Here is an 18,032-nt window from a genome sequence, read left to right on the forward strand (position 1 = left end):
GGGCCGTAGGCTGTACGGGCACACCACGGACTTGAGGGAAGGCGTACGGCGGACATGGCGCAGCAGGAGAACCAGGTGACCCCGATCGACGACGAAGGCTACGTCGTGGACACCGAGGACTGTGAGGCGCGCGAGCTCGCCCACCGCGAGCGCGGTACGTCCCGTCCGATCACGGTCGTCGGCAACCCGGTCCTGCACCGCGAGTGCAAGGACGTCACCGAGTTCGGCGACGAGCTGGCGCAGCTGATCGACGACATGTTCGCCAGCCAGAAGACCGCCGAGGGCGTGGGCCTGGCCGCCAACCAGATCGGCGTGGACGCCAAGGTGTTCGTCTACGACTGCCCCGACGACGACGGCGTCCGCCACACGGGCGTCGTGGTCAACCCCAAGCTCGTCGAGCTGCCGGCCGGCTCCCGCGTCCTGGACGACTCCAACGAGGGCTGCCTCTCCGTCCCCACCGCCTACGCCTCCCTGGCCCGCCCCGACTACGCCGAGGTCACCGGCCAGGACGCCCAGGGCAACCCGATCAAGGTCCGCGGCACCGGCTACTTCGCCCGCTGCCTCCAGCACGAGACCGACCACCTGTACGGCTACCTGTACATCGACCGCCTCTCCAAGCGCGACCGCAAGGACGCCCTGCGCCAGATGGCGGAGAACACCCCGCGCTACCCGGTCGTCGCGAACGACTGACCCGGCCCGCACCCCGCGGACGCACGAAGGCCCCGCTCCGGAAACGCTCCGGAACGGGGCCTTCGCCTGTGGGGGGTGTTCCGCGTGGGTCGCGCGGTGCGGCGTGTTCGGATCCCACCACCGCCACGGCACGACGGCCAGACCTGCCGGCCCCGCATGTCAAGTCAGGGGGCGAATACCGGCCGTGGGTGCCTCCCGCCCGTCAGGCCGCCGCGCGCGGACCGCGGAAGGCCCGGCGGAAGGCGTTCGGGGTGGTGCCCAGGGCCCGCAGGAAGTGGTGGCGCAGGGCCGCCGCGTTGCCGAAACCGCTGCGGCCCGCGATGGCGTCGACCGTGTCGTCGGTGGACTCCAGCAACTCCTGCGCCAGCAGCACCCGCTGGCGCAGCACCCACTGGTACGGGGTCGTCCCCGTCTCCTGGAGGAAGCGGCGGGCGAAGGTGCGCGGCGACATGTGGGCCCGCTCCGCCAGCTGCTCGACGGTGATCTCCTCGTCCAGGTGCCGGGCCATCCAGCCGATCACCTCGCCCACCGTGTCGCAGCCGGTACGCGGCAGCGGCCGCTGGATGAACTGGGCCTGGCCGCCGTCCCGGTGGGGCGGGACGACCATCCGCCGGGCGATGGTGTTGGCCACCTCGGCCCCGTGCTCCTGGCGGACCACGTGCAGGCAGGCGTCGATGCCCGAGGCCGTCCCGGCGGCGGTGATCACCGGCCCCTCGTCCACGTAGAGAACGTCCGGGTCGACCCGGGCGGCCGGATAGCGCCGCGCCAGCGCGGGGGCGTGCATCCAGTGGGTGGTGCAGCGCCGCCCGTCCAGCAGCCCGGCCGCGCCGAGCACGAAGGCCCCGCTGCACACGCTGAGCACCCGCGCCCCCCGGTCCACGGCCCGGCGCAGGGCGTCGAGGAAGGGCTCGGGGTACTCCCGCACCGGCGCCTTGCGGTCGGCGGGCAGGCAGATCAGGTCGGCTACCTCCAGCCGCTCCAGCCCGTGGGCCGGCGCGACGGTGAAGCCGACGTCCGCCATGGTGAGCGGCCCTTCCTCGGCCGCGCACACCGCGAAGTCGTACACGGGCAGCCCCTGCTCGCTCCGGTCGATCCCGAAGACCTCGCAGAAGATCCCGAACTCGAAGGGGGCCACCCCGTCGACGAGGGCCACGGCCACGCTTTTCATGATCCAGCCTTCAGCATGGACCCAGTGTGGCAGTAATTCGCTCTTCCATGACAGTCCTGCCACTGTCCGGTTCCCGCCGCCCGAGCGATCTTGGAGTCATGAACACGCTCCTCGACTACCTCACCGTCCTCACCGTCGCCGCCCTCCTCCTCGCCCCTTCCCTCCACGGCCTCCTGCACGAACGCCGCATCGACCGCCAGCTCGGGCCGGAACGCCGGGAGCAGGAACGCGAAGAGCCGGGACGCGCTCACGTGTCGCGTCCCGGCTCCTCGCGCAAGGGCGGTGCCGTTCGGGTGGCAGGACTGCCGGACTAGAAGTCCTCGTCCAGGTCGACGGTGCCCTCGACGGCCACCTGGTAGGCCGACGGGCGGCGCTCGAAGAAGTTCGTCAGCTCCTGGACGCCCTGGAGCTCCATGAACGAGAACGGGTTCTGCGAGCCGTAGACCGGCGGGAAGCCGAGGCGCACCAGGCGCTGGTCGGCGACGCACTCCAGGTACTCGCGCATCGAGTCGGTGTTCATGCCCGGCAGGCCGTCACCGCACAGGTCGCGGCCGAACTGCAGCTCCGCCTCCACGGCCTCCTTCAGCATGTCGGTGACCTGCTGCTGGAGGGCGTCGTCGAAGAGCTCCGGCTCCTCCTTGCGGACCGTGTCCACGACCTCGAAGGCGAAGTTCATGTGCATGGTCTCGTCGCGGAAGACCCAGTTGGTGCCCGTCGCCAGGCCGTGCAGCAGGCCGCGCGAGCGGAACCAGTACACGTACGCGAAGGCACCGTAGAAGAACAGGCCCTCGATGCACGCGGCGAAGCAGATCAGGTTCAGCAGGAAGCGGCGGCGGTCGGCGGCCGTCTCCAGCTGGTCGATCTTCTCGACCGAGTCCATCCACTTGAAGCAGAACTGCGCCTTCTCGCGGATCGACGGGATGTTCTCCACGGCCGCGAAAGCGGCCGCGCGGTCGTCCGGGTCGGGCAGGTAGGTGTCGAGCAGCGTCAGGTAGAACTGGACGTGCACGGCCTCCTCGAACAGCTGGCGCGACAGGTACAGGCGCGCCTCCGGGGAGTTGATGTGCTTGTACAGCGTCAGGACCAGGTTGTTCGCCACGATCGAGTCGCCCGTCGCGAAGAACGCCACCAGACGGCCGATCATGTGCTGCTCGGCCGGCGTCAGCTTCGCCAGGTCGGCGACGTCGGAGTGGAGGTCGACCTCCTCCACCGTCCAGGTGTTCTTGATCGCGTCCCGGTAGCGCTCGTAGAAGTCCGGGTAGCGCATCGGGCGGAGCGTGAGCTCGAATCCCGGGTCGAGGAGGTTCTTCTTCTCGGTGGAGCTCATTACTGGCAGGCCTCGCAGGACTCGGGGTTCTCAAGGGAGCAGGCCAGCGCCTCGGCGTCCATCGCCTGGGGCAGCTGGGTGGGGGTGGCGGCGGCCGGGACGGCGGTGCCGGAGGCCGCGCGGGCGATCTTCGTCGCCGGGCGCGAGCGCAGGTAGTACGTGGTCTTCAGGCCCTGCTTCCAGGCGTACGCGTACATCGAGCTGAGCTTGCCGATGGTGGGCGTCTCCAGGAACAGGTTCAGCGACTGGCTCTGGTCCAGGTACGGCGTACGGGCCGCCGCCATGTCGATCAGGCCGCGCTGCGGGATCTCCCACGCCGTGCGGTACAGCTCGCGGACCTCCGCCGGGATCCAGCCGAAGCCCTGGACGGAGCCGGAGGAGTCGCGCAGCGCCTCGCGGGTCTGCGCGTCCCAGACGCCCAGCTTCTTCAGGTCCTCCACCAGGTAGGCGTTGACCTGCAGGAACTCACCGCTGAGGGTCTCGCGCTTGAAGAGGTTGGAGACCTGCGGCTCGATGCACTCGTACACGCCCGCGATCGAGGCGATCGTCGCCGTCGGGGCGATCGCCAGGAGCAGCGAGTTGCGCATGCCGGACTTCGCGATGCGGGCGCGCAGGGCGTCCCAGCGCTCGGGCCAGTGGCGCTCGGTCTCGTAGTGGTCGGGGTGCAGGACGCCCTGGGCGGTACGGGTCTCGGCCCAGGCCGGGAGCGGTCCGCTGCGCTCGGCGAGGTCGCACGAGGCCTCGTACGCGGCGAGCATGATGCGCTCGGAGATCTGCGTGGACAGCGCCTTCGCCTCGGCGGAGTCGAAGGGCAGGCGCAGCTTGAAGAAGACGTCCTGGAGGCCCATCGCGCCCAGGCCCACCGGACGCCACTTGGCGTTGGAGCGGCCGGCCTGCTCGGTCGGGTAGAAGTTGATGTCCACCACGCGGTCGAGGAAGGTCACGGCCGTGCGGACGGTCTCGTCCAGTCGCTCCCAGTCCATCGCGCCGTCGGCGACGAAGGCGCCGAGGTTGACGGAGCCGAGGTTGCAGACGGCGGTCTCGCCGTCGTTGGTGACCTCGATGATCTCGGTGCAGAGGTTGGAGGAGTGGACCACCGTGCCCGGGAGCGCGGTCTGGTTCGCGGTCCGGTTGGAGGCGTCCTTGAACGTCATCCAGCCCTGGCCGGTCTGCGCGAGGGTGCGCATCATGCGGCCGTACAGGTCACGGGCCGGCATGGTCTTCTTGGCGAGCCCGGAGGCCTCGGCCTTGGTGTAGGCGGCGTCGAACTCCTCGCCGTAGAGGTCCACCAGTTCGGGGACGTCGGCGGGGGAGAACAGCGACCACTCGGCGTCGGCGTTCACGCGGCGCATGAACTCGTCCGGGATCCAGTGGGCGAGGTTCAGGTTGTGGGTGCGGCGCTGGTCCTCGCCGGTGTTGTCGCGGAGCTCCAGGAACTCCTCGATGTCCGCGTGCCAGGTCTCCAGGTAGACGGCGGCGGCGCCCTTGCGGCGGCCGCCCTGGTTCACGGCGGCGACGGAGGCGTCGAGGGTCTTCAGGAACGGGACGATGCCGTTGGAGTGGCCGTTGGTGCCGCGGATCAGCGAACCGCGGGCGCGGATGCGCGAGTAGGACAGGCCGATGCCGCCGGCGTGCTTGGAGAGGCGGGCGACCTGGTGGTAGCGGTCGTAGATGGAGTCCAGCTCGTCCAGCGGGGAGTCGAGGAGGTAGCAGGAGGACATCTGCGGGTGCCGCGTGCCCGAGTTGAACAGGGTGGGGGAGGACGGCAGGTAGTCGAGGCGGCTCATCAGCCGGTACAGCGAGGCCACTTCCTCGACGGCGCGGACGCTCTCGTCCTCCGCCAGGCCGCAGGCCACGCGCAGCATGAAGTACTGCGGGGTCTCGATCACCTGACGGGTGTGCGGGTGGCGCAGCAGGTAGCGGCTGTGCAGGGTGCGCAGGCCGAAGAAGCCGAAGCGGTCGTCGGCGCCCTCCGCGAGGGCGTGCTCGACGAGGGCGTTCAGGCGGGCGGCGTGGGTGGCGACGAACTCGGCGGTGCGGTCGGCGATCAGGCCCTCGCGGTGGCCGACGGCGACGGACTCGGCGAAGGAGGTCGAGCCCTGGCCGGCGGCCTCGTCGGCGACGGCCAGCGTGAGCAGGCGGGCGGCGAGGCGGGAGTAGGCCGGGTCCTCGGAGATCAGGCCGGCGGCGGCCTCGGTGGCCAGCCCGCGCAGCTCGGCCTCGTCGGCGGCGGAGCTGCGGCCGCGCAGGGCGGCGGCGGCGACCCGGCCGGGGTCGGTGTCGGGGAGGTCGGCCGTGAGCTCGGTGAGGATCCGCAGCAGGGCGGCCCCGGGACCTTCTGCTTCGGGGTGGTCGGACTCGGCGCGCGGTGCGGCGGGCGCGATGGTCACGGGGGAGCTCTCCCTCACTCGGCCCGGTCATCGGCGGAGCGGGGCGCGAGCGGGCGCACGCGGGCAGGGGCCCGTCAGGGCAGCACCGCATGGCGTCCACCGGCCCAACCGCGAGGCCCGGACGAATCGACACCCCGGGTCGGTCGATCCGGGGGTACTGCCGGCAGGTCTTCGGACTCGCGGACACGCCGGTGGGCGTACGTCACACCGTTGCGGGACAGTTCCGGATTCCCACCGGATTCCCCTGCGGCGGCAGCAGCCATGAGCATACATGTGGGGGCGACCCGATGCGGTAGCCCCCACATGTTGTGTCGGCTGCATGCGGAGCGTGGCGTCACAGCTCCAGTCGGTACGTGAGCAGCGTCAGTTGCGGGATGGGCGACCAGTCCAGTTCGGGCGTGCGGACGAAGCCGAGCCGCTCGTAGATCCGCTGGGCCCCGCGCATGGCCGGCTGGGTGGACAGCACCAGTGCGGTGACCCCCTCCAGGGCGCGGGCCCGTTCGGCACAGGCCCGTACGAGCGCCTCCCCGACGCCCTGCCCGCGCGCCTCGGCGGTCACCGCGAGCATCCGGAACTCGGCCTCGTGTGGCCCGGCGATGTCCGCGAGCCGGCTCCCGGGCGGGGCGAAGGTCACCCCGCCGAGGAGCACCCCGTCGCGGACGGCGACGAGCACCTCCCCGTCGGCGGCCCGCCCGGCGACGTCGCGGAGCACGTTCAGGTAGTGGTCGTCGTCGTTGAGGTCGAGCAGCCCGTCCCCGGTGTAGGCCTGCCCGGTGATCTCCCCGAGCCGCGCGTACTCGTCTTCCCTTGCCGTCCTGATGTCGAAGTCCATGCCGCCGAGTGTGCCGGACGGGTGTCGGTGGTCGGCGCTATCGTCGGAGACAGCACCGTCGAGGAAGACGAGCGAGGCATGACCGTGATGACAGACCAACCCCACATGCTGACTGAGGATTTTGAAGCCGTGGCGCGCATAGCGGCCCGTGAGAGGGCGGGGACACGGCTGGAGTTCATCGACGGGGTCATCAGGAGCAAGGCCATGCCAGACGGGGACCACGGGCGGATCATCCAGTGGCTGCTCAAGATCTGCATGCAGTCCCGGCCCGAGTTGTTCCTGCATCCGGGGCAGGGGATCAAGGCGGAACAGTACCGGGAGGGCCGCGCCATTCCGGACGGGGTCCTGGCGCACGAGGACGCGTTCGTCGGACAAGGCGACTGGGTCGAGCCGGATCCGATCCTCATGGCCGTCGAGGTAACCTCGTGGGACTCCGACACCCGTCGACGGGACCATGTCGAGAAGCCCCGCGCCTACGCGGAGACCGGCATCCCCGTATACCTGCTGATCGACCGGGCCAAGTGCGAGGTCTCCGTCTACAGCCAGCCCAACGGGCAGCGATACGAGAGCGTCCACGTCGTGGCGTACGGCAAGGAGATCGAGCTGCCGGACCCCGTTGGCATCACGCTCCAGACCGAGCCCCTCAAGGACTGGGTGCGCTGACCCCGCATACGCACGAGGGGCCCCGCCGGATAACCGGCGGGGCCCCTCGGTAACCGCTCAGCAGCAGCGGAAGCCCTCCCGCGGGTCCGCCTCGCGGGAGTCCGTCCGCGCCCGTTCGAAGGCGCGGCGGGTCATGACCTCGGCCTCGGGGTCGTGGGAGCGGGCGTGGGCGACGTAGCGGTCGTACGCGGCCTCGCCGGAGAACTCCCGTACGAAGTACCGGGCCTTCGCCAGCGCCGCCCGGACCGCGCCGCTCATGCGACCGGGTCCTTCACGCGGCCGCCGCCCCCGTCGAGGCCGGCTGCGGCGAGCTGGGCCTTCTCCTCGGCCGTGGCGATGAGCCCCGCCGGTGCGATGATCTTCGACTCGGTCCACGGGACCTCGCTCAGGCGGACCGACCCGGGGTCGGAGACGGCCTTGAAGCAGGTGCGGGCCGCGTCCAGCAGGACGATGATGATCAGCGCCGCGAAGAGGGCCGAGAGGACCCCGTCGACCGTGGCGTTGGTGACCACGGTGTGCATCTCGTCCATGGTCTTGGCGGGCGGCAGCAGCTTCCCGGAGTCGATGCCCGTCTGGTACTTGTCGCGCTGGGCGAAGAAGCCGATCTTCACGTCGTCCGAGAAGATCTTCTGGTAGCTCGCGGTGAGGGTGACGGCCACGTCCCATGCCAGCGGGACGGCCGTGACCCAGGCCCACTTGAGCCGGCCCGACTTCACCAGCAGGGTGGTGCACACGGCGAGGGCGACCGCCGCGAGGAGCTGGTTCGCGATGCCGAACAGCGGGAAGAGCTGGTTGATGCCGCCCAGCGGGTCCTTGACGCCGACCCACAGGAAGTAGCCCCAGCCGCCGACGACGACCGCGCTGGCCAGCCAGACACCGGGCTTCCAGCTGACGTCCTTGAAGGACTTGTGCACGTTGCCCAGGGTGTCCTGGAGCATGAAGCGGCCGACCCGGGTGCCCGCGTCCACCGTCGTCAGGATGAACAGGGCCTCGAACATGATGGCGAAGTGGTACCAGAACGCCTTCATCCCGGCCCCGCCGACCACGGCGGAGAAGATCTCCGACATCCCGAGCGCGAACGTGGGCGCACCGCCCGTGCGCGACAGCAGGGTGGTCTCCTCGACGTCCTTCGCGGCCTGGGCGAGGGCGTCCGGGGTGATGGCGAAGCCGAAGTGGCCGACCGCCGCGGAGGCGGACTGGACGGTGGTGCCGATGGCTCCGGCGGGGGAGTTGACGCCGAAGAAGAGGCCGGGCTCGATGATGCAGGCGGCGACCACGGCCATCACGGCGACGAAGGACTCGGTGAGCATCGCGCCGTAGCCGATGACCCGGACCTGGGTCTCCTTCTGGATCATCTTCGGGGTGGTGCCCGAGGAGACCAGGGAATGGAAGCCGGACAGGGCTCCGCAGGCGATGGTGATGAAGACGAAGGGGAACATCGACCCGGCGAAGACCGGGCCGTCGCCGCGCGTGGCGAAGTCGGTGACCGCGGGCATCTTCAGCGTCGGCATCGCGACGACCACGCCGACCGCCATCAGCGCGATCGTGCCGACCTTCATGAAGGTGGACAGGTAGTCGCGCGGGGCGAGCAGCAGCCACACGGGCAGGACCGAGGCGAAGAAGCCGTACCCGATCATCCATATGACCAGGGTCTCCTTCTCCAGGGTGAAGAAGTCGGCCCAGGAGGACTCGGCGACCCAGCCGCCCGCGACGATCGCGAGGAGCAGCAGCGCGACGCCGATGACGGAGACCTCGGTGACCCGGCCGGGCCGCAGCCAGCGCAGGTAGACGCCCATGAAGAGGGCGATGGGGATGGTCATGCCGATGGAGAAGACGCCCCAGGGGGAGTGCCCCAGGGCGTTGACGATGACCAGGCCCAGCACCGCCAGCAGGATGATCATGATGGTGAACACGGCGAGCAGGGCGGCGGCCCCGCCGACGGGGCCGATCTCGTCCCGGGCCATCTGGCCGAGGGAGCGGCCGTCGCGCCGGGTGGAGAAGAACAGCGTCACCATGTCCTGGACGGCACCGGCGAAGATCACGCCCGCGACGATCCAGATGGTCCCCGGCAGGTAGCCCATCTGGGCGGCCAGCACCGGGCCGACGAGCGGGCCGGCGCCGGCGACGGCGGCGAAGTGGTGGCCGAAGAGGACGCGCCGGTCGGTGGGGTGGAAGTCGACACCGTTGTCGAGGCGTTCGGCCGGGGTGGCCCGGGTGCCGTCCAGCTTCAGCACGCGGTTCGCGATGAACCGCGCGTAGAAGCGGTAGCCGATGGCGTACGAACCCAGCGCGGCGGCCAGCAGCCAGGCGGCGGAGATCTCCTCACCGCGCGAGAGCGCCAGCACGCCCCAGCCGACGGCGCCGACGAGGGCCACGAGCACCCATACGGCGATGGACTGCGGGGTGGCTCTCGCCGCCGGTGTCCGCTGTGTCCCTATTGCTCCCGGTTCCGGCATGATCCTCGTCCCCTCGTTGATCATTTGCGTGCAAGCGCACGGAATCTACGGGGGGTTGTCGGTGGACGTAAGCCCCCGTCCGCATAGCGGTACGAGCGTCCACCGGCGTTCGAAGTGCCGTCAACCGTTGATCACACAGCAGGTCGCTGGAGACGGGCAACGAACTTATAACGGTCGCCGCGATATACCGATCGCACCCATTCGACCGGTTCGCCGTCGGCGTCCAGCGAGTGCCGCGAGAGCATCAGCATCGGCAGGCCCACGTCCGTGCCGAGCAGTCCGGCCTCGCGCGGGGTGGCGAGGGAGGTCTCGATGGTCTCCTCGGCCTCCGCGAGCCGGACGTCGTACACCTCGGCGAGGGCGGTGTAGAGGGAGGTGTACTTGGCGAGCGAGCGGCGCAGCGCGGGGAAGCGCTTGGCCGACAGGTGCGTGGTCTCGATGGCCATCGGCTCGCCGCTGGCCAGGCGCAGGCGTTCGATGCGCAGCACCCGCCCGCCGGTGGCGATCTTGAGCAGGCCGGCGAGGGTGTCGTCGGCGGTCACGTAGCCGATGTCGAGGAGCTGGGAGGTGGGCTCCAGGCCCTGGGCGCGCATGTCCTCGGTGTAGGAGGACAGTTGCAGCGGCTGGGAGACCTTGGGCTTGGCGACGAAGGTGCCCTTGCCCTGGATGCGTTCCAGCCGTCCCTCGACCACGAGCTCCTGCAGGGCCTGCCGGACGGTGGTCCGGGAGGTGTCGAACTCGGCCGCGAGCGTCCGCTCCGGCGGTACTGGAGTGCCGGGGGGTAGCGTTTCGGTCATGTCGAGCAAGTGCCGCTTGAGCCGGTAGTACTTGGGCACACGTGCCGTTCGAGTGGCTGGTCCGCTCTCCGGCTCCGTGGTCGCCCCTTCGGTGGACATCGCCGCCCGCCTTCCCGACTCCAGTTTCGCTGCCGTCACCGGCTCCTCCGATATGTGCGGTCACATGGTGACACGGGCGGGAGGGCAGGCCTCCTCCCTCCCCCAGGTGTCGGTCCGGTAACGGACCGAGCACCCGCTCATTAGACCCTTGACACCCCTAAAGGTCTAGGCCAAGCTCCCGGTACTGGTCTACACCAATATGGATCAGATCCCGGCCCCACGGCAGTACTTCGTACGTATGTCACCGCGGCGGGCGAGGGAAGTGCAGACAGCATCCCTGAGGAGGGTGGCGTGAAGCGCAAGCTCATCGCGGCGGTGGGAGTCGCCGGCATGGTTATCGGCCTGGCGGCGTGCGGTGACTCGGACACCAAGGCGGGCGCCGGCAAGGCGTCCGGCGCCAAGGAGCTGACGGTCTGGCTGACGGTCGACGCCCAGAAGAACTGGCCCGACCTGGTGAAGGCCGCCGACGACGCCATCGTCGCGAAGCACCCGGGCCTGACCGTCAAGCACGAGTACTACGGCTGGCCGGACAAGAACGCCAAGCTGGACGCCGTGCTCGCCACGGACAAGGCCCCGGACGTTGTCGAGATGGGCAACTCCGAGATGATCGGCTACATGTCGACCGGCGCCTTCGCCGAGGTCGACCCCTCGAAGTTCGAGAACTCCGCCGCGTGGCTCGACGCCCTCAAGGAGTCCGTCACCTACGACGGCAAGTCCTACGGCGTCCCCTACTACGCCGGTGGCCGCGTCGGCACCTGGCGCAAGGACATAGCCGCCGAGGCCGGCATCACCGCCGCCCCGAAGTCCTGGGCCGAGTACACCTCCGCCCTGGACAAGATCCAGGCGGCCAAGGGCGACAAGTTCAGCGCCCTCTACCAGCCGTCCCCCGACTGGTACGCGGCCATGTCCTTCGTCTACGACGCCGGCGGCGCCATCGCCAAGAAGGACGGCGGCAAGTGGAAGGGCGCCCTGTCCTCCCCCGAGTCGCTGAAGGGGCTCAAGCAGTACAAGGAGCTCCTCGACAAGTACATGCACGCCGACAAGACCAAGGACGAGTCCGACCGTCCGGTCGTCTTCGGCCAGGGCAACTCCGCCGCGATCTTCGCCGCGGCCTGGGAGGGCAGCACCGCCGCGACCCCGGAGAACGACAAGGTCGGCGGTCTGACGGACAAGCTGGAGAACTTCGTCCAGCCCGGCCCCAACGGCAAGAACCTGCCGGTCTTCCTCGGCGGCTCGGACCTGGCCATCCCCACCAAGTCCAAGGCCCAGGACGTCGCGGCCGAGTGGATCAACGCCTTCACCGGCGCCCAGGGCCAGAAGGGCCTGATCGCCAAGGGCAACCTGCCGAACAACAAGACGGACCTCGGCCCGCTGAAGGCCGACCCGAAGACCCAGGTCGCCGCCACGGCCGCCGAGTCCTCCTGGTTCGTCCCCACGGCTCCCGGCTGGGGACAGGTCGAGAAGGCCAAGATCCTTCAGACGATGCTCCGTGACCTCGGTACCGGCGGCAAGTCGGTCGAGGACGCGGCCAAGGCCGCCGACGCCGAGATCGACAAGGTCATCAACACCAAGTGACCTGAAGTCGGCAGGGCCCCGCCGGACGGCGGGGCCCTGCCGACCGTCAAGAGAGGGACTTCCGAGGAGCGCGCGATGAGTGCCGCACAGACAACCACCGCCGACCTGCCGCCGGCGAAGCAGAAGACTTCCCCCGGAGCCGGGAGCGCAAGCACGGGCACGCCGGGAAGGCCCCGCCGCAAGGGCAGCGGCGCCACCCCCTGGCTGCTGCTGGCACCGTGCCTGCTGATCATCGTCCTCATCATGGGCTACCCGCTCTTCAGACTGGTGTCCCTCTCCTTCCAGAAGTTCGGCAAGTCCGAACTCTGGGGCTTCAAGGACCCCGAGTGGGTCGGGTTCGACAACTTCTCGAAGATCCTCGGCGACGGGGTGTTCTGGTCCGTCGTCCTGCGCACGGTCCTCTTCGCGGCGGGCGCGGTCGTCCTGACGATGGTCGTCGGCATGCTCATCGCGCTGCTCCTCCAGAAGGTCTCCGGCTTCGTCAAGATCCTCATCAGCATCGCCCTCGTGGCGAGCTGGGGCATGCCGATCATCGTCGCCACCGCCGTCTTCAAATGGCTCTTCGACGCCGACTACGGCGTCCTCAACTACCTCCTGAGCAAGCTCCCCGGCGTGGACATGGTCGGCCACAACTGGTTCGCCAGCGGCCCCCAGGGACTCGCGGTGATCATGCTCCTCGTGGTCTGGGGCGCCGTGCCGTTCGTGGTCATCACCCTCAGCGCGGGCCTCACGCAGGTCCCCAAGGAACTGGAAGAGGCGGCACGCCTCGACGGCGCCGGCGCCTGGGGCGTCTTCCGGCACGTCACCCTGCCCATCCTGAAGCCGATCATCGTCATGCTGACGACCCTCTCCGTGATCTGGGACATGGGCGTCTTCCCGCAGGTCTTCGTGATGCGCAACGGAAACCCCGAGGCCAAGTTCCAGCTGCTGACCACCTACTCGTACCAGCAGGCCTTCACCGTCAACGACTACGCGACCGGCTCCGCGATCGCCCTGGTGACCGTGCTGCTGCTGCTCGGCGTCGTCGCCGTCTACATGCGCCAGATGCTCAAGATCGGAGAGGTGGAGTGACCCCGACCACCGCGCCCGCCGCGCCCGCCGCGCCCCTCAAGCGCGTGAAGAAGTCCAAGCTCGGCTGGAACGTCATCGGCCTGCTGGTCTTCGTCATCGTCGGCTTCCCCGTCTACTGGATGCTCAACACCGCGTTCAAGCCGGCCAAGGACGCGATCGACCCGAACCCCCACTTCTTCCCCACCACGTTCACGCTGGACAACTTCCGGCGCGCCCTGGAGATCTCGGACTTCTGGGGGCCGGTCGGGCGGAGTCTGATCGTCTCGACCGTCGTCGTCGTCATCGGCATCGCCGTCGGCATGCTGGCGGCCCTGGCCATCTCCCGCTTCGCCTTCCGCGGCCGCAAGGTCGTGATCGTGGGCATCCTGGCCGTCCAGATGATCCCGCTCGTCGCGATGATCATCCCGGTCTTCCTCCTGCTGAACGACCTCGGCCAGTACGACAAGCTCACCGGCCTGATCATCACCTACCTGACCTTCATCCTCCCCTTCACGGTCTGGACCCTGCGCGGCTTCATCGTGAACATCCCCAAGGAGCTGGAGGAAGCGGCCCAGGTCGACGGGTGCACCCCCACCGGCGCGTTCATCCGGGTGGTCTTCCCGCTGCTCGCCCCGGGCATGGTCGCCACGTCCGTGTACGGGTTCATCCAGGCGTGGAACGAATACCTCTACGCCCTGATGCTGATGAGCCAGCAGAACCAGACGGCCACGGTGTGGCTCGGGAACTTCACCACGCTGCACGGCACCGAGTTCGCGCCGATGATGGCCGGCTCCACCATGATGGCGATCCCGATCGTGACCCTGTTCCTCGTCGTCCAGCGCAAGATGGCCGCGGGCCTCACCGCCGGCGCCGTGAAGGGATAAAGGCCGTGACGATCCTCGCGCACCACACCGACACCGTGACCCGCGACGCGCTCGCCGTCCTCCAGCCCGGCTTCGAGGGCACCACCGCCCCCTCCTGGCTGCTGCGCCACGTCGGCGAGGGACTCACCTCCGTCGGCCTCTTCGGCCGCAACATCACCTCGCCCGGGCAGCTCGCCGCGCTCACCGCGCAGCTGCGCCGCGAGCGGGAGGACGTCCTCATCGCCATCGACGAGGAGGGCGGCGACGTCACCCGCCTGGAGGTCCGTGGCGGTTCCTCCTTCCCGGGCAACCTGGCGCTCGGCGCCGTCGACGACACGGAGCTCACCCGCGACGTCGCCCGCGCACTGGGCCGCCGCCTCGCCGAGTGCGGGGTCAACTTCAACTGGGCCCCGTCCGCCGACGTCAACTCCAACCCCGACAACCCGGTCATCGGGGTGCGCTCCTTCGGCGCCGACACCGGCCTCGTCGCCCGCCACACCGCCGCGTACGTCGAGGGCCTCCAGTCCGCCGGGGTCGCCGCCTGCACCAAGCACTTCCCCGGCCACGGGGACACCAACGTCGACTCCCACCACGCGCTGCCCCGCATCGACGTGGACCTGGACACCCTCCAGACCCGCGAGCTGGTCCCGTTCAGGGCGGCCATCGAGGCCGGGACCAAGGCCGTCATGAGCGCCCACATCCTGGTGCCCGCCCTCGACCCGACCCGCCCCGCCACCCTCAGCCCGCAGGTCCTCACCGGCCTGCTGCGCAAGGAACTCGGCTACGAGGGCCTCATCGTCACCGACGGCATGGAGATGAACGCCATCGCCGGGACGTACGGCATCGAGCGCGGCTCGGTGCTGGCCATCGCGGCCGGCGCCGACGCCATCTGCGTCGGCGGGGGCCTCGCCGACGAGGCGACCGTGCTGCGTCTGCGCGACGCGCTGGTCGCCGCCGTCCGCGAGGGCGCGCTGCCCGAGGAGCGGCTCGCCGACGCCGCCGAGCGGGTGCGCGCCCTCGCCGGATGGACCTTCCGGGCCCGGCCGGACGCGCGGCAGGAGGGGAGCCGCGCGTCCGGCATCGGCCTGGAGGCCGCCCGCCGCGCCCTGGCCGTGTCGGGCACCCCGGCCCCCGTGGCCGCCCCGTACGTCGCCACGCTCGCGCCCGTCGCGAACATCGCGGTCGGCGACGAGACCCCGTGGGGGGTGGCCGAGGAGCTGGCCGCCCTGGTCCCGGGGACCGTCTCGGGCGTCTACCCGGAGGGTTCGGGCGCCGGGGACGTGCTGGCGGCCGCGGGGGAGCGCACGGTCGTCGCGGTGGTCCGCGACGCGCACCGCCACCCGTGGATGACCGAGGCGCTGGACGCCCTGGTCGCCGCGCGGCCGGACACCGTCGTGGTGGAGATGGGCCTGCCCCGCTCCGAGCCGCGCGGGTCGCTGTACATCGCCACGCACGGCGCCGCCCGGGTCTGCGGGCGGGCCGCGGCCGAGGTCGTCGCCGGCGTCCGGTAGCCGCAGGACGACAACGAAAGGGCCGGGCCCCCGAGGAGGGGGGCCCGGCCCTTTCGCGCGTGCGCTACAGGCCCTGCCAGGCGGGCTTGTTCGCGTAGGTGTGGCGGAAGTAGTCGGCCAGCTTCAGCTTGGAGGCGGCCGCCTCGTCCACCACGACGGTCGCGTGCCGGTGCAGCTGGAGGGCGGAGGCCGGGACCAGAGCCGACAGCGGGCCCTCGACGGTCTGGGCGACGGCCTCGGCCTTGCCCTCGCCGGTGGCGAGCAGAACCAGGTGGCGGGCGTCGAGGATCGTGCCGATGCCCTGGGTGATGACGTGGTGCGGCACCTGGTCCATGTCGTCGTCGAAGAAGCGCGCGTTGTCCACGCGGGTCTGCTCCGTCAGCGTCTTGATGCGGGTGCGGGAGGCCAGCGAGGAGCAGGGCTCGTTGAAGCCGATGTGCCCGTCGGTGCCGATCCCCAGCAGCTGGAGGTCCACCCCGCCGGCGTCGGCGAGGGCCTGGTCGTACGCCTCGCAGGCCGCCTGGACGTCGGCGGCGGAGCCGTCGGGGCCCATGAAGGACTCCTCGGTCAGGCCCAGGGGCTCCACGACCTCCCGCAGCACGACCGCGCGGTAGGACTCCGGGTGCCCGGCGGGCAGGCCGACGTACTCGTCGAGCTGGCAGATCCGGGCGCGGGAGGCGTCGACCTCGCCGGCCGCGACCTTCGCGGCGAGCGCCTCGTAGACGGGCAGCGGGGTAGAGCCGGTCGCCACGCCCAGCAGGGCGTCGGGCTTGCGGCGGACCAGGGCGGCCATGGCCTCCGCGATGAGCTCGCCGCCTGCCTTGGCGTCCGGGACGATGACAACTTCCACGCGGGGCCTGCCGATCTGGAGAGTGGTATGTGGTATAGACCAATCTAGCAGAGGGTCCCCCCGGATGGCGGTACTCCGCCCCCTCCATCGTCCCGCCGATCCCGGCCCTCCGCCCGGCCGCCGGGGCCCCGTGCGGGACGGCTACTGCAGCGCCAGCTGGAGGCCGCCCGTGGCGTCCAGGTGCTGGCCGGTGAGCCAGCGGGAGTCCGGGGAGGCCAGGAAGGCCACCACGTCGGCCACCTCCTCCACCGTGCCCACCCGGTTGAACACGGACCGGGACGCGGCGTGCGCCCGGGCCGCCGGGTCGGCCAGCCAGGCCGCGTTCAGCTCGGTCTCGGTGATGCCGGGGCCCACGGAGTTCACCGTGATGCCGCGCGGCGCGAGCGCGGCGGCCAGCGAGACCGTCAGCGCGTTCACCGCGCCCTTGGCCATGATCGTGGCGAGGATGGCCGGCAGCGCGAGGTCCGGGGTGCCGGTGACGTTGACGATCCGGCCCCCGTCCGCGAGGCGGTCCAGCCCGTGCTTGATCACGAAGAAGGGTGCCTGCGCGTTGAGCGCCTGGACCCGCTGGAAGGTCTCCTCGTCGGTCTCGGCGATGCCCGCGAAGGTCGCGGCCCCGGCGTTGTTCACCAGCACGTCCACCCGCTCGGTGTGCGCCGGGTGGGCCTCGTACGCCGCCCAGAGCGCCTGGGCGTCCCCCGGCACCCCGAGCTCCGCGCCGATCGCGAAGGCCCGGCCGCCCGCGGCCTCGATCGCGGTGACGGTCTCCTTCGCCGCCGCCTCGTTGCGCCCGTAGTGCACGGCGACCAGTGCCCCGTCCCGCGCCAGCCGCTCCGCCACGGCCCGCCCGATCCCCCGGCTGCCGCCCGTGACCAGCGCCGCCTTTCCCTTGAGCACGCCCATGACGCACCCCTCCCTCATTCGGTAGCGATCGCTACAGAAAGGACCGTATCAGATTCCCTAGCGAGCGCTATAGAATCGTCCGCATGGTGACAGGACAGCGCGGCAGGCCCCGCTCCTTCGACCGGGACGCCGCCCTCGACAAGGCGATGCTGACCTTCTGGGAACACGGCTACGAAGCCACGTCCATCTCCGACCTGACCCGCACCCTGGGCATCGGCGCGCCCAGCCTCTACGCGGCCTTCGGCGACAAGCGCAAGCTCTTCGACGAGGTGGTCGTGGTCTACGGCAGCCGCTACGGGGACTTCGCGGTCGACGCGCTCCGGGAGGAGCCCACCGCCGGTGCGGCCATCGGCCGGATCCTGCGCGAGGCGGCCGAGATCTACACCGACCCCGCCCACCCGCCGGGCTGCATGGTGATCAGCGCGGCCGCCAACACCACCTCGCGGGAGGTGGCCGAGGCCCTGCGTGAGCGGCGCCTCGCCACCCTCGCGATGTTCGAGAGCCGGATCCGGGCCGACGTCGCGAGCGGGCTGCTGCCCGCCGGAACGGACGCGCGGGCACTGGCCCGCTACGCCGGGGCGGTACTCCAGGGCATGAGCCAGCAGTCGATCGACGGGGCGACCCGGGAGGAACTGGAGGCGGTGGCGGAGCGGGCCTTGCTGGCCTGGCCGGCGTGATCCGGCGCGCTTCCGCGTGATACCGGGGGGAATTCCGCATGCATTCGGCATTTCCTCTGAGCCACGGTGCAGGACGGGACCCTCAACCCGTCCCGCACCGTAGCCCGGAGTACTTACGGCCGTCAGGTGTGCGGTTCCCGGCGGCCGGTCGGAGGTGCCTGCGCGGTCAGGGCAGAACGCG

At 70.6% G+C, this 18,032-nt stretch carries 17 protein-coding genes and 1 riboswitch; of the genes, 8 read left to right on the forward strand and 9 right to left on the reverse strand.

What is annotated here, in order from left to right; translation table 11 throughout:
- The first annotated feature begins 54 nt into the window (after positions 1-54).
- Positions 55-690, forward strand: a complete 636-nt coding sequence (gene def / locus BX286_RS24520) for a peptide deformylase (protein WP_100862903.1) — start codon at positions 55-57, stop codon at positions 688-690.
- A gap of 202 nt (positions 691-892) precedes the next feature.
- Here the strand turns inward: def and BX286_RS24525 are convergent, their stop codons facing one another.
- Entirely contained in the window at positions 893-1,861 is a 969-nt protein-coding gene (locus tag BX286_RS24525; protein WP_079431946.1) for a helix-turn-helix domain-containing protein, read from the reverse strand.
- 95 nt (positions 1,862-1,956) lie between these two features.
- Between BX286_RS24525 and BX286_RS36715 the strand changes: the two genes are divergently transcribed.
- Positions 1,957-2,172 carry a hypothetical protein gene (locus tag BX286_RS36715; RefSeq protein ID WP_079429699.1) on the forward strand — a complete coding sequence of 72 codons (216 nt, stop codon included), beginning with the start codon at positions 1,957-1,959 and terminating at the stop codon, positions 2,170-2,172.
- On the opposite strand, the gene BX286_RS24535 is transcribed toward BX286_RS36715, so the two are convergent.
- The 3 genes from BX286_RS24535 to BX286_RS24545 form a co-directional block, all read right to left on the reverse strand.
- Positions 2,169-3,185, reverse strand: coding sequence for a ribonucleotide-diphosphate reductase subunit beta (locus BX286_RS24535; protein WP_185117181.1), 1,017 nt, complete (start codon positions 3,183-3,185; stop codon positions 2,169-2,171). The two genes, BX286_RS36715 and BX286_RS24535, sit on opposite strands and share 4 nt — an antisense overlap.
- On the reverse strand, positions 3,185-5,575 hold the full coding sequence (locus tag BX286_RS24540) for a ribonucleoside-diphosphate reductase subunit alpha (protein ID WP_079429701.1): 2,391 nt from the start codon (positions 5,573-5,575) through the stop codon (positions 3,185-3,187). The genes BX286_RS24535 and BX286_RS24540 overlap by 1 nt, the downstream gene beginning before the upstream one ends.
- Positions 5,576-5,719: 144 nt before the next feature.
- Positions 5,720-5,854: riboswitch (cobalamin riboswitch) on the reverse strand.
- A gap of 55 nt (positions 5,855-5,909) precedes the next feature.
- Positions 5,910-6,407 (reverse strand): GNAT family N-acetyltransferase, encoded by a 498-nt coding sequence (locus BX286_RS24545; protein WP_079429702.1) that lies wholly within the window; start codon positions 6,405-6,407, stop codon positions 5,910-5,912.
- A 78-nt stretch (positions 6,408-6,485) separates the two neighbouring features.
- Here BX286_RS24545 and BX286_RS24550 point away from each other — a divergent pair, with 78 nt between their 5' ends.
- Positions 6,486-7,070 carry a Uma2 family endonuclease gene (locus BX286_RS24550; protein ID WP_079431947.1) on the forward strand — a complete coding sequence of 195 codons (585 nt, stop codon included), beginning with the start codon at positions 6,486-6,488 and terminating at the stop codon, positions 7,068-7,070.
- A 57-nt stretch (positions 7,071-7,127) separates the two neighbouring features.
- Here the strand turns inward: BX286_RS24550 and BX286_RS24555 are convergent, their stop codons facing one another.
- From BX286_RS24555 to BX286_RS24565, 3 genes are all read right to left on the reverse strand, one after another.
- Complete coding sequence (locus BX286_RS24555; RefSeq protein ID WP_121016316.1) at positions 7,128-7,328, reverse strand: YbdD/YjiX family protein; 201 nt, start codon at positions 7,326-7,328, stop codon at positions 7,128-7,130.
- On the reverse strand, positions 7,325-9,526 hold the full coding sequence (locus BX286_RS24560) for a carbon starvation CstA family protein (protein WP_100864106.1): 2,202 nt from the start codon (positions 9,524-9,526) through the stop codon (positions 7,325-7,327). Before BX286_RS24560 ends, BX286_RS24555 begins: the two co-directional genes overlap by 4 nt.
- A gap of 131 nt (positions 9,527-9,657) precedes the next feature.
- The gene (locus tag BX286_RS24565) at positions 9,658-10,422 is read right to left on the reverse strand and encodes a GntR family transcriptional regulator (protein ID WP_079429705.1); all 765 of its coding nucleotides are present in this window, start codon (positions 10,420-10,422) and stop codon (positions 9,658-9,660) included.
- A gap of 291 nt (positions 10,423-10,713) precedes the next feature.
- Here BX286_RS24565 and BX286_RS24570 point away from each other — a divergent pair, with 291 nt between their 5' ends.
- From BX286_RS24570 to BX286_RS24585, 4 genes are all read left to right on the forward strand, one after another.
- Positions 10,714-11,997: an extracellular solute-binding protein gene (locus BX286_RS24570; RefSeq protein WP_121016318.1), complete on the forward strand. Its 1,284-nt coding sequence runs from the start codon at positions 10,714-10,716 to the stop codon at positions 11,995-11,997.
- Positions 11,998-12,072: 75 nt separating this feature from the next.
- Complete coding sequence (locus BX286_RS24575; protein WP_079429707.1) at positions 12,073-13,068, forward strand: carbohydrate ABC transporter permease; 996 nt, start codon at positions 12,073-12,075, stop codon at positions 13,066-13,068.
- Positions 13,065-13,931, forward strand: coding sequence for a carbohydrate ABC transporter permease (locus BX286_RS24580; protein ID WP_121016320.1), 867 nt, complete (start codon positions 13,065-13,067; stop codon positions 13,929-13,931). The genes BX286_RS24575 and BX286_RS24580 overlap by 4 nt, the downstream gene beginning before the upstream one ends.
- Positions 13,932-13,936: 5 nt before the next feature.
- The gene (locus BX286_RS24585) at positions 13,937-15,421 is read left to right on the forward strand and encodes a glycoside hydrolase family 3 protein (RefSeq protein ID WP_079429709.1); all 1,485 of its coding nucleotides are present in this window, start codon (positions 13,937-13,939) and stop codon (positions 15,419-15,421) included.
- 64 nt (positions 15,422-15,485) lie between these two features.
- Here the strand turns inward: BX286_RS24585 and nagB are convergent, their stop codons facing one another.
- Entirely contained in the window at positions 15,486-16,271 is a 786-nt protein-coding gene (nagB, locus tag BX286_RS24590; protein WP_100862896.1) for a glucosamine-6-phosphate deaminase, read from the reverse strand.
- Between the two features lie 141 nt (positions 16,272-16,412).
- Positions 16,413-17,174 (reverse strand): SDR family oxidoreductase, encoded by a 762-nt coding sequence (locus BX286_RS24595; RefSeq protein WP_121016322.1) that lies wholly within the window; start codon positions 17,172-17,174, stop codon positions 16,413-16,415.
- Positions 17,175-17,257: 83 nt separating this feature from the next.
- Here BX286_RS24595 and BX286_RS24600 point away from each other — a divergent pair, with 83 nt between their 5' ends.
- Positions 17,258-17,851, forward strand: a complete 594-nt coding sequence (locus tag BX286_RS24600) for a TetR/AcrR family transcriptional regulator (RefSeq protein ID WP_100862894.1) — start codon at positions 17,258-17,260, stop codon at positions 17,849-17,851.
- The last annotated feature ends 181 nt before the right edge of the window (positions 17,852-18,032 follow it).

This window comes from Streptomyces sp. 3211.6, from assembly GCF_003634815.1.
GTDB classification, from domain to species: domain Bacteria; phylum Actinomycetota; class Actinomycetes; order Streptomycetales; family Streptomycetaceae; genus Streptomyces; species Streptomyces katrae_A.

Excerpts from the sequence above, each read along its gene's own strand:
- def (WP_100862903.1), top strand. The coding sequence starts at position 55 with ATGGCGCAGCAGGAGAACCAGGTGACCCCGATCGACGACGAAGGCTAC.
- BX286_RS36715 (WP_079429699.1), top strand. The coding sequence starts at position 1,957 with ATGAACACGCTCCTCGACTACCTCACCGTCCTCACCGTCGCCGCCCTC.
- BX286_RS24535 (WP_185117181.1), bottom strand. The coding sequence starts at position 3,185 with ATGAGCTCCACCGAGAAGAAGAACCTCCTCGACCCGGGATTCGAGCTC.
- BX286_RS24545 (WP_079429702.1), bottom strand. The coding sequence starts at position 6,407 with ATGGACTTCGACATCAGGACGGCAAGGGAAGACGAGTACGCGCGGCTC.
- BX286_RS24550 (WP_079431947.1), top strand. The coding sequence starts at position 6,486 with ATGACCGTGATGACAGACCAACCCCACATGCTGACTGAGGATTTTGAA.
- BX286_RS24555 (WP_121016316.1), bottom strand. The coding sequence starts at position 7,328 with ATGAGCGGCGCGGTCCGGGCGGCGCTGGCGAAGGCCCGGTACTTCGTA.
- BX286_RS24560 (WP_100864106.1), bottom strand. The coding sequence starts at position 9,526 with ATGCCGGAACCGGGAGCAATAGGGACACAGCGGACACCGGCGGCGAGA.
- BX286_RS24565 (WP_079429705.1), bottom strand. The coding sequence starts at position 10,422 with ATGTCCACCGAAGGGGCGACCACGGAGCCGGAGAGCGGACCAGCCACT.
- BX286_RS24575 (WP_079429707.1), top strand. The coding sequence starts at position 12,073 with ATGAGTGCCGCACAGACAACCACCGCCGACCTGCCGCCGGCGAAGCAG.
- BX286_RS24595 (WP_121016322.1), bottom strand. The coding sequence starts at position 17,174 with ATGGGCGTGCTCAAGGGAAAGGCGGCGCTGGTCACGGGCGGCAGCCGG.
- BX286_RS24600 (WP_100862894.1), top strand. The coding sequence starts at position 17,258 with ATGGTGACAGGACAGCGCGGCAGGCCCCGCTCCTTCGACCGGGACGCC.